The 12130-nt window shown below is 71.4% G+C and carries 14 protein-coding genes and 1 tRNA gene; 7 read left to right on the top strand and 8 right to left on the bottom strand.

Going from position 1 to position 12130, the window contains the following annotated elements; translation table 11 throughout:
- Positions 1–64: 64 nt before the first annotated feature.
- Positions 65–1225 (top strand): YihY/virulence factor BrkB family protein, encoded by a 1161-nt coding sequence (locus tag IEY70_RS09395; protein WP_189064749.1) that lies wholly within the window; start codon positions 65–67, stop codon positions 1223–1225.
- A gap of 18 nt (positions 1226–1243) precedes the next feature.
- On the opposite strand, the gene hisA is transcribed toward IEY70_RS09395, so the two are convergent.
- Positions 1244–1957: a 1-(5-phosphoribosyl)-5-[(5-phosphoribosylamino)methylideneamino]imidazole-4-carboxamide isomerase gene (gene hisA / locus IEY70_RS09390; protein WP_189064748.1), complete on the bottom strand. Its 714-nt coding sequence runs from the start codon at positions 1955–1957 to the stop codon at positions 1244–1246.
- Between the two features lie 39 nt (positions 1958–1996).
- Here hisA and IEY70_RS09385 point away from each other — a divergent pair, with 39 nt between their 5' ends.
- On the top strand, positions 1997–3151 hold the full coding sequence (locus IEY70_RS09385; RefSeq protein WP_189064747.1) for a glycosyltransferase family 4 protein: 1155 nt from the start codon (positions 1997–1999) through the stop codon (positions 3149–3151).
- Positions 3152–3245: 94 nt separating this feature from the next.
- Here the strand turns inward: IEY70_RS09385 and IEY70_RS09380 are convergent.
- Positions 3246–3330, bottom strand: a tRNA-Leu gene (locus IEY70_RS09380).
- A gap of 109 nt (positions 3331–3439) precedes the next feature.
- A complete protein-coding gene (locus tag IEY70_RS09375) occupies positions 3440–4243 on the bottom strand; it encodes a VC0807 family protein (RefSeq protein WP_189064746.1) in 804 nt (267 codons plus the stop codon).
- A gap of 227 nt (positions 4244–4470) precedes the next feature.
- Between IEY70_RS09375 and chrA the strand changes: the two genes are divergently transcribed.
- Positions 4471–5616 (top strand): chromate efflux transporter, encoded by a 1146-nt coding sequence (gene chrA, locus IEY70_RS09370; protein ID WP_189064745.1) that lies wholly within the window; start codon positions 4471–4473, stop codon positions 5614–5616.
- 13 nt (positions 5617–5629) lie between these two features.
- On the opposite strand, the gene IEY70_RS09365 is transcribed toward chrA, so the two are convergent.
- Complete coding sequence (locus tag IEY70_RS09365; protein ID WP_373290774.1) at positions 5630–5983, bottom strand: YkgJ family cysteine cluster protein; 354 nt, start codon at positions 5981–5983, stop codon at positions 5630–5632.
- Positions 5980–7065 carry a histidinol-phosphate transaminase gene (gene hisC / locus IEY70_RS09360; RefSeq protein ID WP_189064744.1) on the bottom strand — a complete coding sequence of 362 codons (1086 nt, stop codon included), beginning with the start codon at positions 7063–7065 and terminating at the stop codon, positions 5980–5982. The genes IEY70_RS09365 and hisC overlap by 4 nt, the downstream gene beginning before the upstream one ends.
- A 206-nt stretch (positions 7066–7271) precedes the next feature.
- Here hisC and IEY70_RS09355 point away from each other — a divergent pair, with 206 nt between their 5' ends.
- A complete protein-coding gene (locus IEY70_RS09355) occupies positions 7272–7871 on the top strand; it encodes a TetR/AcrR family transcriptional regulator (RefSeq protein ID WP_189064743.1) in 600 nt (199 codons plus the stop codon).
- Entirely contained in the window at positions 7868–8197 is a 330-nt protein-coding gene (locus IEY70_RS09350; RefSeq protein ID WP_189064742.1) for a hypothetical protein, read from the top strand. Before IEY70_RS09355 ends, IEY70_RS09350 begins: the two co-directional genes overlap by 4 nt.
- Positions 8198–8217: 20 nt before the next feature.
- Here IEY70_RS09350 and IEY70_RS09345 read toward each other — a convergent pair whose 3' ends face one another.
- The 3 genes from IEY70_RS09345 to IEY70_RS09335 form a co-directional block, all read right to left on the bottom strand.
- Positions 8218–8385, bottom strand: coding sequence for a hypothetical protein (locus IEY70_RS09345; RefSeq protein ID WP_189064741.1), 168 nt, complete (start codon positions 8383–8385; stop codon positions 8218–8220).
- A 210-nt stretch (positions 8386–8595) separates the two neighbouring features.
- The gene (locus IEY70_RS09340) at positions 8596–9243 is read right to left on the bottom strand and encodes an SRPBCC family protein (RefSeq protein WP_189064740.1); all 648 of its coding nucleotides are present in this window, start codon (positions 9241–9243) and stop codon (positions 8596–8598) included.
- A gap of 70 nt (positions 9244–9313) precedes the next feature.
- On the bottom strand, positions 9314–9541 hold the full coding sequence (locus IEY70_RS09335; RefSeq protein ID WP_189064739.1) for a hypothetical protein: 228 nt from the start codon (positions 9539–9541) through the stop codon (positions 9314–9316).
- A gap of 156 nt (positions 9542–9697) precedes the next feature.
- On the opposite strand from IEY70_RS09335, the gene IEY70_RS09330 reads away from it, so the two are divergent.
- Positions 9698–10624 carry a DMT family transporter gene (locus IEY70_RS09330; RefSeq protein WP_189064738.1) on the top strand — a complete coding sequence of 309 codons (927 nt, stop codon included), beginning with the start codon at positions 9698–9700 and terminating at the stop codon, positions 10622–10624.
- A complete protein-coding gene (locus IEY70_RS09325) occupies positions 10621–12093 on the top strand; it encodes an ABC transporter permease subunit (RefSeq protein ID WP_189064737.1) in 1473 nt (490 codons plus the stop codon). The genes IEY70_RS09330 and IEY70_RS09325 overlap by 4 nt, the downstream gene beginning before the upstream one ends.
- The last annotated feature ends 37 nt before the right edge of the window (positions 12094–12130 follow it).

The raw sequence follows: 12130 nt of genomic DNA, 5'->3' as shown, positions 1-12130 counted from the left end.
TAATCCCTCTGGGCGCACAGGACAGGGAAGCGGCCCGTAGACTGCCGGTCATGAAGGACCGGACATGACCCTCAGGCCCGCCGACGTGTTCACACTGCTGCGTGAGGCGTTCCTGGCATTCGGGCAGGACAAGGCCCCCAGACTGGCGGCCGCCATCGCGTACTACGCCATGTTCAGCCTGGCGCCGCTGCTACTGCTGGCGGTGCTGGTCGCCGGGCAGTTCCTGAGTAACGGCACGGTCCTGGACGACCTGTTCGGCCCGGCCGGGATCGTGGCGCAGAACCTGGGACTGGAAGCCGCCGACTTCCTGCGCGGCCTGATCAACACCGACGCCCTGCAAAAAGGCAGCGTGATCGCCAGCATCGCGGCGTTCGTGACGCTGTTCATGGGCGCCACCGGGCTGTTCGTGCAGCTTCAGGACGCCCTGAACTCCATGTGGGGCGCCGACCCCGGCCCGCCGCAGGGGTTCGTGCATGTCCTGTGGACCCGCGTGAAGTCGTTCCTGATGATCCTGGCCATCGGGGTGCTGCTGATCGCGTTCCTGGGCGTGAACACGTACCTGTCGGCCATCGCGCAGCACCTGGGTGACAGCATCGGCGGCGGCGCGTTCCTGGTGCGGGCCGGGACGGCGCTGCTGTCCGTGCTGTTCCTGGCCCCGGTGTTCGCCGGGATCTACAAGGTGCTTCCCGACGTGAAACTGGAATGGCGCGAGGTGTGGGTGGGGGGGTTCTTCACGTCCACGCTGTTCACGCTGGGGCAACTGGGCATCGGCCTGTACCTGGGGCGGGCCGCGCCGGACAGCGCCTTCGGGGCCGCCGGGATCCTGATCGTGCTGCTGCTGTGGATCTACTACTCGGCGATGATCTTCTTCTTCGGGGCGGAGGTCACGTGGGTGTACTCGCAGAAGTTCGGGAACCACGCGGGCGGCGCCGCCAACACCGCCAAGAAACGGGCGCTGGCCGCGCAGGGCGCGCAGATCGACCCGGACGAGAGCCCGCAGGAACGCGACGCCAGACAGGGCGCGGCGGCCGAGGGCCGCACCCACCTGCTGGGCCTGCCGCTGCCGGAACTGCCGCGCGTGCTGCCGCAGGTGCCGCGCCGCGACGAGGGCCGCGTGCTGCCCACCGTCCGCGCCGCCATCTGGAACGCCGTCACGGCCGTGCTGGCCGTGCCCGCCGTGATCGTCCTGCGGGTACTGGGCATCACGGGCGGACGGCGGAAATAGTCGGCCCGGCCCCCGCCTTCAGTCCAGCGTGACGGGGTACGGCAGGGTGCCCTCGTAGATGGCGCGGCCCACGATAGCCCCGTGAATTCCTTCCTCGGCCAGCAGGCGCACGTCGTCGGTGTTCGCCACGCCGCCGCCCACGATCAGGGTGTTCGTCCACAGGCCGCGCACCTGCCGCATCAGGTCGCGGTCCAGGCCGCGCAGGGTGCCGTCGCGGGTCACGTCCGTGAAGATCAGGGTTTCCAGGCCCGCGTCGGCCAGGCCGGGGGTCAGGTCGGCGACCATCACGCCGCTGCCCTGCGCCCAGCCGTGCGTGGCGACCTCCAGGCCGCGCGCGTCGAGGCTCACGACGACCCGTTCAGGGCCGTGCGCGCCGATCAGGTCAGCGACCAGTTGCGGGTCCTTCACGGCGGCCGTGCCGATCACGACGCGGTCCACACCCAGGCGCAGCAGTTCCTCGGCCGCCTCGCGGCTGCGGATCCCGCCGCCCACCTCGACCGGCACGCCCAGTTCACCTGTGATCTGCGCGATCACGGCGCGGTTCTCGCCGCGCCCGGTGGCGGCGTCCAGGTCAACCAGGTGGACCAGCCCGGCACCCAGGGCCACCCAGTGGCGCGCGGCGTCCAGCGGCGAGTCGAAGTACACGGTCTCGCGGTCCGGGTCGCCCTCGAACAGGCGCACGGCGCGGCCGGACTGGATGTCCACGCAGGGAATGATCAGCGGCAAACTCATGCCGTACAGAATAAGGGGCGCGGGGTACACTGACAGGCAGTGCGAATCGGGATTGTCACAGCCACGTACCTGCCGTCCCGTAACGGGGTGGCGACCAGCACGGCCCTGTTCGCCCGTGGCCTGCGGGCGCGCGGGCATGACGTGCGGATCTTCGCGCCCCGCCACCCGCAGATGCCGCCCCACGAGGACGGCGTGTACCGCCTGAACTCCTCGTTCGCGGGCGCGCGGGCACTGGGCGCCCCGGCGGACTACCCCGTGATGCTGGCGCCGGGACCGCTGCTGACCTCGCGCCTGCCGCTGCGGGACCTGGACGTGCTGCACACCATGCACCCGTTCCTGGCCGGGCAACTGGCGCTGCGCTGGTCGCGGGCGTCGGGCGCGCCCGTGGTGTACACGGCGCACACGCAGTACGACCAGTACCTGCACTACACGCCCATGCCGCGCGTGGGGCAGGCGGTGCTGCGCCCGCACGTGAGTGCCTTCGCGCGGCGCGTGAACGCCGTGCTCGCACCGGGCCGCGCGATGGTCGAGATGCTGCGCGAGTACGGGTACGCCGGGCCGGTCGACCTGTTCCCGAACCCGGTGGACCTCGCGGCGTTCCGCGCGGCGAACGGCGCGGCCTTCCGGGCCGGATTCCACGTGAGTCCGGACACGCCACTGGTCATGTACCTGGGACGGCTGGCCCCCGAGAAGAACCTGGAAGTCATGCTGCGCGCCTTCGCGCTGGCCCGCGCCAGCCGCCCGGAACTGCGGCTGCTGGTCGTCGGGGACGGCCCGAGCCGCGCGCCCATGCAGGCACTGGCGCACGGGGGCGTGACCTTCACCGGCCCGGTCCCGTACGAGCAGGTGCCGGGGGCGCTGGCGGCCGCCGACGCGTTCATCACGGCCAGTACCAGCGAGGTGCTGCCCATGAGCATGATCGAGGCGCTCGCGGCGGGCGCCCCGCTGGTCGCCGCGCAGAGCCCCGCCGCGCTGGACCTGATCGAGGAGGGCGTGAACGGCACCGTCCGCCCCGCCACGCCCGAGGCCCTCGCAGACGGCCTGCTGCACACCCTGCACCCGGACCGCCTGCCCGGCCTGCAGGCCGGAGCGCGTGCCAGCGCGGCGCAGTACGACCTGCCCGTGCGTTCGGCCGCGCTGGAAGCCGTGTACGAACAGGCCCGCGCCGGGCGCCCCAGCAGACGACGCGGCTGAGCGCCCCCCCACGGCCGGCGCAGCACATGACCTGCGCCGCACGCCAGGGGTGCAATACAAGAAAGCCCCGGCATTGCTGCTGGGGCTTTCCTTGTGGTGCCGAAGATGGGACTTGAACCCACACGCCTCGCGGCGCTAGTCCCTGAAACTAGTGCGTCTACCAATTCCGCCACCTCGGCACACCTTTGGTAATCTCGCCCGCGCACGGGCGCGTTTCAGGGCTCGCTTACTTTATAGGCGACTGCCGAAACTGTCAACCCCCACCCGCAGATCAGCGGGCAGGGAGGTTCAGGCGACGGGTTCGCCGCGCTCCCGCATGCGCTCAAGGAGCTTGCCGGGCTCGAACAGGCTGGCGCCCGCGCCGTAGCGGGCCGTCACGGCGCGGTTGACCAGCCAGATCGCGACGGCCACGCCGACCAGCGTGATCAGCAGGCCCGGAATGCGCATCAGGGCGTTCACGGCCGCCACCTGGGCGTTGAAGTCATCCGTGCCGAACTTCGCGGTCACGCGGGCGTAGTTCACGACGCTGTTCACCACCCCGCCGATCAGGTCCACGACCGCGAACACCACGGTCGCCTGCGCGAGGCTGCGGTGCACGCCGGGGTCCCGCATGGCCCGCTGCGTGGCGGCGCGGTGCTCGGGGCTCTCGCCGATGGAACTGGCGTCCAGGAACACCCGGAACAGCGGCACGCTGGTCGCCGCGCTGATCAGGAACAGCAGGCCCGTCAGGTACGAGCGGGCGCTGTCCTTGATGGCGTACCAGAAGCCGTCCACGTACCAGAAGGCCAGCGCGCCGCTGAAGATCGCGCCCGCCCCGCCGATCAGCGCGACCGGGCTGACGTTGCGGTTCACGAGCAGATCCCACAGCACGTACGCCACGGGAATCAGCGCGGCCAGCAGGTACGCGCGGACGTTCCCGGCCGTGCCGCCGCCGAACACCTGCTCGGCAACGCTGATGCCGCTGCCCAGGATGTTCGGGCTGAGAATCAGGATCGGGATGACCAGCGTGAACACCAGGTCCCACACGGTTTTCGGCACGCGGCCTTTCTGGGCGGGACTGGGTTCGGGGGGAGTGGGGGCCGCTTGACTCATGGGAGGCATTCTCTCATCCGCAGGTGAGGAGTGCGCCGCGCCTGGCCCCGGCCCACCATACGGGTTCCGTCTGTTTCGCTGACAATCCGGAACTTCACCGGATTGTCAGCTCCACGTCCGGAGGGGCGTTTCTCTCCTGCTCGCTTCGCTCGAATTGAACGGGTTTTGCAACCCATTCAATCGGAGTCCGTATCACATCCTGACCTGCGGCCTGTACGATCCGGGGGATGCGTGTTCTGGAAGTGTTTCTGGTGTTCCTGCGGCTGGGCCTGACGAGTTTCGGGGGTCCGGTCGCGCACCTGGGGTACTTCCGCGCGGAGTTCGTGACGCGCCGCGCGTGGCTGGGCGAGGCGGCGTACGCGGATCTGGTGGCGCTGGCGGGATTCCTGCCCGGCCCGGCCAGTTCGCAGGTGGGCCTGAGCGTGGGCCTGCTGCGCGCCGGCTGGCCGGGCCTGCTGGCCGCGTGGGCGGGCTTCACGCTGCCCAGCGCCGCCCTGATGACCGCGCTGGCGCTGGGCCTGACCCGCCTCGATCCGGGGCAGGCCGGGTGGCTGACCGGCCTGAAGCTCGCGGCGGTCGCGGTGGTCGCGCAGGCCGTGGCGGGCCTGTGGGCGTCGCTGGTCACGGACCGGGTGCGGGCGGGGCTGGCGCTGGGCACGGCGGCGGCGTTGCTGATCCTGCCCGGCGCGGGCGTGCAGGTGCTGGCGCTGCTGGTGTGCGCGGGCGTCGGGTGGCGCTGGCTGTCCGGGCCGGTCAGCACGGGGGACGCGGCCCTGCCCCCTGTTCCAGTGTCGCGCCGCGCCGGGACTGCGCTGCTGCTCCTGGCCGGGGCGCTGCTGCTGGCACTGCCGCTGCTGGCGCCGCTGGGGCCGGGCTGGGCCACACTGGACGCCACGTACCGCGCCGGGGCGCTGGTATTCGGGGGCGGGCACGTGGTCCTGCCGCTGCTGGAGGGCAGTTTCGCGGCGCTGCCGGCCGCCACGTTCACGGCCGGGTACGGCGCGGCGAACGCCATGCCGGGACCGCTGTTCACGTTCGCCACCTTCCTGGGGGCCGCCGCGCACGGACCGGCCGGGGCGCTGCTCGCCACGCTGGGCATCTTCCTGCCGGGCGCGCTGCTGATGGTCGGCGCGCTGCCGCACTGGGCGGCGCTGGCGGCCCGACCCGCCGCCCGCGCCGCGCTGGCCGGACTGAACGCCGGGGTGGTGGGTCTGCTGCTGGCGGCGCTGTACGACCCGGTCTTCACCAGCGCCGTGCGCGGCCCGCGTGATCTGGCGCTGGCCGTGCTGGCCTACGCGGCCCTGACGGTTCTGCGGTGGCCTGCCTGGGCCGTGGTGCTGGCCTGCGCGGGCGTCGGGTGGGCGGCACTGTAGGCCGCTTCAGGCACTACAGACCGGCCTCGTCCTGAAGGCCGTAGATGGTCAGGAACCGCCGCACGCGGGCGCCCAGGGTCGGCAGGGGCGCGACCTCGCCGCACACCCAGTCCGGCTGGTAGGCGCGGCACACGTCGGGGCGCGTGTCGTACACGGCGCACAGGTGCCCGCACCCCTGGTCGGGTCCGAGGTTCACGCACGGCACGCCCAGCGGTTTGCCCAGCGCGTGGATGTCCGGCGCGGCGCAGCAGGCCCCGCAGGCCGTGCAGTCCCGCGTGACCGGACTGCGCGGGGCCACACCGGCGGGCGGGGTGAACCGGGCCGTTTCCTGTGCCGTCAGGTGCAGTGGCCCGGCGACCCTGGTCAAGCCAGTTCGGCCAGCGCGGCCAGCAGCGCGTCGTTCTCGGCGGGCGTACCGACGGCCACGCGCAGGCAGCCTTCGAGCAGGTGCAGGCGGTCCTGGCGGCGCACGACGATCCCGCGTGACAGCAGGTGCGTGTACGTGGCCCCGGCGTCCGGGGAGCGCAGCAGGAAGAAGTTAGAGCCGCTGGGCAGCGCCTCCAGGGTCGGGTGCGCGGCCAGGGCCTCCAGCACGCGCGCCCGCTCGCGCAGGCCCTCGGCGACACGCTGCTGCACGTAGGCGGGGTTCTCCAGCGCGACTTCCAGGGCCGTCTGGGCGAGCAGACTGACGTTGAACGCCGGGACGAGCTTCTGGAGCTGCCCGGCCAGTTCCGGGTGCGCCAGCGCGTAGCCCAGGCGCAGGCCCGCCAGTCCCCAGGCCTTGCTGAAGGTCCGCAGGCTCAGGCAGTTGGGGTTGGCGCGGATCAGGTCGCGGTGATCCTGGCCGCCGTACTGGTAGTACGCCTCGTCGAGCACCACGATCCAGCCCTGCGCGGCGTCGATCAGGGCGCGGATGTCGCGTTCGGCGTCCACGTGCCCGGTCGGGGCGTGCGGCTGCGTGATGTACAGCACGCCGGGCGTCCGGGCGGCCAGTTCGGCCTTCAGCGCCTCGACCGGCAGGCTGAAGTCCGCGTTCAGCGGCACCTGCACCAGCTCGGCGCCCAGCAGTTGCGCCTCCAGGGTGTACACGCTGAAGGTGGGGTTCACGGTCAGGACCGTCTGCCCGATACCGCCCAGTTCGGTCAGCAGTTTGATCAGCACGTTACTGCCGGGCGTGACGACCACCCCGGCCGCGTCCCAGTCCTCGAAGGCGGCGATGCGGTCCCGCAGGGTGTCGGCGTGCAGGTCCGGGTAGCGGTTCCAGGGGCGGGCGGCCATGCGCGCCAGGGCCTCGCCCTTCAGGTCCGCCGGGAAATCGTACGGGTTCTCGTTCTGGTCGAGTTTGATGGGCACGTCCAGCGGCGTGAACGGGTAGGCGGGCACGTCGCGCACGGCGGCGCGCACCCCGGCCGGGGTGGTTCCGGCATCGGCAGAAGGCGTGGAGGTCATGGGGTTCGTTGTATCACCCGCCCCCCGCCGGGCGTCCACCCAGCCCAGACCCAGCGGCCCAGCGCCATCAGACCAGACCCACCCGGACCCACTGGCCGCACCGCCGGACTGGAATTGGTACAGACGCCGCACCAAACGGGCGTTTGGCAGCGTGCTACCCTGCCCCTCAGGAGCGCCCGGCATCCCACGCGCCCACCCCCACGACCATGACAGACACTGCCAAACCCCGCCGCGAGCAGATTCTCGACTCGGCCAGCCGCCTCTTCTCCGAGCGCGGGTACCACGCGACCAGCATGCGCGACCTCGCCGGGGACCTGGGCATGCAGGGCGGCAGCCTCTACGCGCACATCTCCTCGAAGGAAGAACTGCTGATCGAGATCGTGAACCAGGCGTCCCGGCAGTTCGACGCGGCGCTGTTCACGCTGCGCGGCGAGGCCATGCCCGCCGACCAGAAACTCCGCGAGGCCATGTACCGCCACATCCGCGTGGTCGCGGACAACATGGACAGCGCCACCGTGTTCTTCCACGAGTGGAAACACCTGTCCCCCGAGGCGTACGCCCGCGTGACCGGCTGGCGCGACACCATCGACGCCTTCTACCGCGAACTGATCACGCAGGGCGTGCAGGAAGGCACCCTGCGCGCCGACCTGGACATCAAGATGACCTCGTACCTCGTGCTGTCCGCCGTGAACTGGGCGTACACCTGGTACCGCCCCGGCGGCACCCTCGCGCCGCGCGACGTGGCCGAACAGTTCGCGGACATGCTGCTGGGCGGCCTGCGCGCCCCCACCGGAGCGCAGCCATGAGCAACCCCACCGTCACCGTGCCCATCCGCGAGGCGATCCGCTACGCGCAGGGCCGCGCCGAACGCCTGGGCCGCACCCAGCAACTCGAGATCGGCACGGACCTGTTCATCCGCATCGGCCCCGGCGGCCGCAAATTCCTGCTGTTCAGCCTGGAAGACGAACCGCAGCGCAGCAGCGCCGAAGCCATCGCCGCCGCCCTGGGCCTGAAAAACCCCACCTACGGCTGGCATCAGGGCGCCACGCTGCGCTCCCTGACCGTCATCGAGGAAGGCGCCCAGAGCCTCCCCGAAAGCGGCCCCGCCGAAGCCGACGACGGCACGCTGTAAAGCTGTCGAGTGGTGTCAGATCAGTCCATCCGTCCGGCTGACCTGCCCCTGAACAGTCTTCCGACCAGCAGGCTCGTCACCGGAATGGCCAGCATGGCCACGCCGACACCGATCTCGCCGAAACGCAGTTGCACCAGATAGAAGCACGCCAGGTAGAGAACGACCAGCGCCACACAGATCAATACCATTCGCATCAGAGTCTCAACTCCCTTCAGAGGGGACTGCCCGGATCAATCGGAGTTCCAGGCACCTGCACGGCAGTCCGTGCGCTGGGCGAACACCGGTCTGCCACGCACACAGGAGAAAGTGGGAGTGTCAGCTGAACATCTGCTGACACTCCCACTTCTCTCTGCTCTGCCGGTGGGGCTCTGCCGGTGGGCTTCACCGGGCAGGGCCGTTCAGTTCTTGGCGTTGCCTTCGAAGGCGGCCTTGAACTTCTGGAGGTCCTCGGCGATCTGCTGGCTGGGTTCCTCGCCGAACAGTTTCGCCACGGCCGCGCCGAGCGGGCCGGCCGGGGGGCGGTACGACAGGGCCACGTGCACGCGGGTGCCGCCGTTGGGGAGGCTTTCGAACTGCACGCTGCCGGCGTTGTCGACGGTCGCGCCGGGCAGGGAGTGCCAGCCGATGCGCTGGCCGGGCTTGTCGTTCACGATCTCGGCTTCCCATTCGACGTGCGTGCCGAGCGGGGCCTTGGCGACCCAGCGGCTGCGTTTCTCGTCGAGGGCGGTGACGCTCTCCAGGTGGCTCATGATCTGGGGGAGGTTCTCCAGGTTGCGCCAGAAGTCGTACACGTCCTGCGCGGGGCGGTCGATGACGACGCTGTGCTCCACGAAGATCGGCTTGGCGGCCACGCTGTTGCCGCTCAGGCCGGCGGCGGCCATGACGGGGTCGTTGCCGGTCGCGGCGCGGTACGCGAGGTACCCGCCGACGGCGGCCATGCCGAGGCCCAGCACGCCGCGTTTGCGCAGGCCCATCAGCAGCAGGGCGCCACCTGCGGCGCCGCTGATCATGCGGGTCTGATCCATTCCACTTTCGTTGTTGGTCATAAGTCGTCCTCCGTGAGGGTCAGTCTAGTGGGGTGTGCGGGGGTGGGGGTGAAGGCTTGCTCCGGCCAGATTAAGACCCCTTGAGGTTCGGGCCGTCGGGCGCGGCGTTCCGGTCCTCGATGTCCTGGGTGGCGGCGCGGTCGGCGGGGGTGGCGGGGCCGCCCTGCAGGTGGGGGTCGAGGTTGGTGTTCGCGCCGTGCGTGGCGTGGTCGCTGCCCGTGTGGTCCTGCGCGTCTTCCGGGGTGCTGGTCGCCGTGCCGGTGTCGTCGGGGTGGGAGGGTCGGTCGGGTGCGGTCATCGGGGCCTCCTGCGAGGGGAAAGAAGGGCGGGGGTGCTGACCTGCATCCTCTCCCCTGCCGGGCGGGGGGTGGATGTGGATTCCCCCAAGTGCCGCCCACGGTCGCGCGGTGCGGGCAGGCGTGGGCGGCGCCGCCCTGCGCTACCCTGCGCGCATATGAGTGCCGCTGCCCCCGCCCGCCTGGACGCCCTTTCGCTGGGCGCGATTCTGGTCACGATCGTGTTCTGGGCGTCGGCCTTCGCGGGAATCCGGGCGGGCCTGGAGGTGTTCACGCCGGGGCACGTGACGCTGTACCGCTTTCTGGTGGCCAGCCTCGCGCTGGGCGTGTACGCGCTGGTCGCGCGGATTCCGGTGCCGCCAGTGGCGGACCTGGCGCGGATCGCGGCGCTGAGTTTCTCGGGGATCACGCTGTACCACGTGTGCCTGAACTACGGCGAGGTGAGCGTCCCGGCGGGCACGGCCAGCCTGATCATCGCGGCGGGGCCGGTCATCACAGCGCTGCTGGCCACGCGTTTTGGCGGGGAGCGGCTGAACGCGCTGGGCTGGGCAGGCACGCTGGTCAGTCTGGGCGGCGTGACGCTGATCGTGCTGGGGGGCGGTCAGGGCCTGGAGTTCACGCGCGGGGCGCTGTTGATCCTGGCGGCGGCCGTGTTCACGAGCGTGTACTTCGTGTTTCAGAAGCCGCTGCTGCGGCGCATGAACCCGCTGCACTTCACGGTGTGGTCGCTGATTCTGGGCACCGTGCCGATGCTGGTGTTCCTGCCGGGGTTCGGCGCGGAACTGCGGGCGGCGCCGCTGCACGCGCACCTGGCGATGGTGTACATCGGGCTGTTCCCGGCGGCGCTGGCGTACCTGACCTGGACGTTCGCGCTCGCGCGGGTGGGGGCGGGCGTGACGACCTCGTTCCTGTACGTGTCGCCGGTGTTCGCGGTGCTGATCGCGTGGGCGTGGCTGGGTGAACTGCCGACCCGCCTGACGGTGCTGGGCGGCGTGGTGGCGGTGGCGGGCGTGGTGCTGGTGAACACGCGCGGCCGCCCCGCGCCGCTGCCTGCCCCCACGGTCACGCCGGGGGTGCGCTCGTGAGTGCCGGGACGGAACCGCTGGGCGTGCAGGACGTGACGGTGCGGCTGGGCGGCGAGGTGATCCTGAGCGGCGTGACGCTGGACGTGCAGCGCGGCGAGTTCCTGGCGCTGATCGGCCCGTCCGGCGGCGGCAAGAGCACGCTGCTGCGGGTGCTGGCGGGCCTGCTGAAACCCGCGTCCGGAACGGTGCGGATCGGGACGCCCCCGGCGCTGGTATTCCAGGATTACCGGCTGCTGCCGTGGCGCAGCGCCCTGCGGAACGTGGCGTTGCCCGCCGACCTGGGGGCCGGGGGGGGCCTGCCGCCCGCCGAGGCGCTGAAACTGGTGGGCATGGAGGAGTACGGCTCGTACTTCCCGGCGCAGCTGTCGGGCGGGATGCGGGCGCGGGTGGCGCTGGCCCGCGCACTGGCGCAGAGCGGGGACGTGCTGCTGCTGGACGAACCGTTCGCGGCGCTCGACGCGCTGGTCCGCGAGCGTTTCAACGCCGAGTTGCGGCACCTGCACGAGAAGACGGGCCGGACGACGGTGCTTGTCACGCACTCGATCCGCGAGGCGGTGTGGCTGGCTGACCGGGTGGCGGTCCTGCGTGGCGGGCGGATCGTCGAGGTGCTCGACACGCGCGGCGAGGGCCGCGTGAGCGCCTACACGGACGGACTGGAGGCGCACCTGCGAACCGTGCTGGGCACCGGCGACAGCACCCGCGTGCGTTCGGAAGTACCCGCCCCGCGCAGCGCCGGGTGGCTGCTGCCGCTGCTGGCAGTGGGACTGGCGCTGCTGGGCTGGCAGCTGGGCGCGGCGGCCCTGAACCAGCCGTTCCTGCTGCCCACGCCAGCCGCGGTGTGGCAGGAGGCGGCGCGGACCGCTCCGGCGCTGGCAGCGGCATTCTGGGTGACGGTCCGCACGGCGCTGCTGGGCACGCTGCTGGGCGCGCTGGGCGGCGTGCTGATCGGGTACCCGCTGGCGAAATGGCGGGGTCTGGAACGCTTCCTGAGTCCGTTCATCGTGGCGTCGCAGAGCACGCCGATCGTGGTGCTCGCGCCGCTGCTGGTGTCGTGGCTGGGCTTCGGGTTCCTGCCGGCCGTGGTCGTGTCGGCCCTGAGCGCCCTGTACCCGATCATGGTGGCGACCCTGGTGGGCGTGCGCGAACTGGAAGCCACGTACCACGAGCTGTTCAGCACCCTGCAGGCCAGCGCGTGGCAGCGGCTGCGGCGGCTGGAACTGCCGGGCGCGCTGCCCGTCATGCTGGGCGGCCTGCGGCTGGCGGCCAGTCTGGCGCTGATCGGGGCGGTCGTGTGGGAGTTCGTGGACCCCAACCAGAAGGGCCTGGGGTTGGCCGTGCAGGTGGCGGGCGTGTACCAGAACAAGGCGGCGCAGTTCGCGGCCATCGCGCTGCTGATCGGGTACGGGGTGCTGGTGTACGCGCTGATCACGGGCCTGGAACGCCGCGTGATGGGGCGGCGGGGTCGGTAGGCGTTCACCCGGACGGACGGGCGCGGCGGGCGCTACC

Source organism: Deinococcus seoulensis, assembly GCF_014648115.1.
Taxonomy (GTDB): Bacteria; Deinococcota; Deinococci; order Deinococcales; family Deinococcaceae; genus Deinococcus; species Deinococcus seoulensis.
This window is presented reverse-complemented; position numbering and strand designations above follow the sequence as displayed.

What these genes read in the sequence shown, in the direction of transcription:
- IEY70_RS09395 (WP_189064749.1), top strand. Translation starts at nt 65, where the DNA reads ATGACCCTCAGGCCCGCCGACGTGTTCACACTGCTGCGTGAGGCGTTC.
- hisA (WP_189064748.1), bottom strand. Translation starts at nt 1,957, where the DNA reads ATGAGTTTGCCGCTGATCATTCCCTGCGTGGACATCCAGTCCGGCCGC.
- IEY70_RS09375 (WP_189064746.1), bottom strand. Translation starts at nt 4,243, where the DNA reads ATGAGTCAAGCGGCCCCCACTCCCCCCGAACCCAGTCCCGCCCAGAAA.
- chrA (WP_189064745.1), top strand. Translation starts at nt 4,471, where the DNA reads ATGCGTGTTCTGGAAGTGTTTCTGGTGTTCCTGCGGCTGGGCCTGACG.
- hisC (WP_189064744.1), bottom strand. Translation starts at nt 7,065, where the DNA reads ATGACCTCCACGCCTTCTGCCGATGCCGGAACCACCCCGGCCGGGGTG.
- IEY70_RS09355 (WP_189064743.1), top strand. Translation starts at nt 7,272, where the DNA reads ATGACAGACACTGCCAAACCCCGCCGCGAGCAGATTCTCGACTCGGCC.
- IEY70_RS09350 (WP_189064742.1), top strand. Translation starts at nt 7,868, where the DNA reads ATGAGCAACCCCACCGTCACCGTGCCCATCCGCGAGGCGATCCGCTAC.
- IEY70_RS09345 (WP_189064741.1), bottom strand. Translation starts at nt 8,385, where the DNA reads ATGGTATTGATCTGTGTGGCGCTGGTCGTTCTCTACCTGGCGTGCTTC.
- IEY70_RS09340 (WP_189064740.1), bottom strand. Translation starts at nt 9,243, where the DNA reads ATGACCAACAACGAAAGTGGAATGGATCAGACCCGCATGATCAGCGGC.
- IEY70_RS09335 (WP_189064739.1), bottom strand. Translation starts at nt 9,541, where the DNA reads ATGACCGCACCCGACCGACCCTCCCACCCCGACGACACCGGCACGGCG.
- IEY70_RS09330 (WP_189064738.1), top strand. Translation starts at nt 9,698, where the DNA reads ATGAGTGCCGCTGCCCCCGCCCGCCTGGACGCCCTTTCGCTGGGCGCG.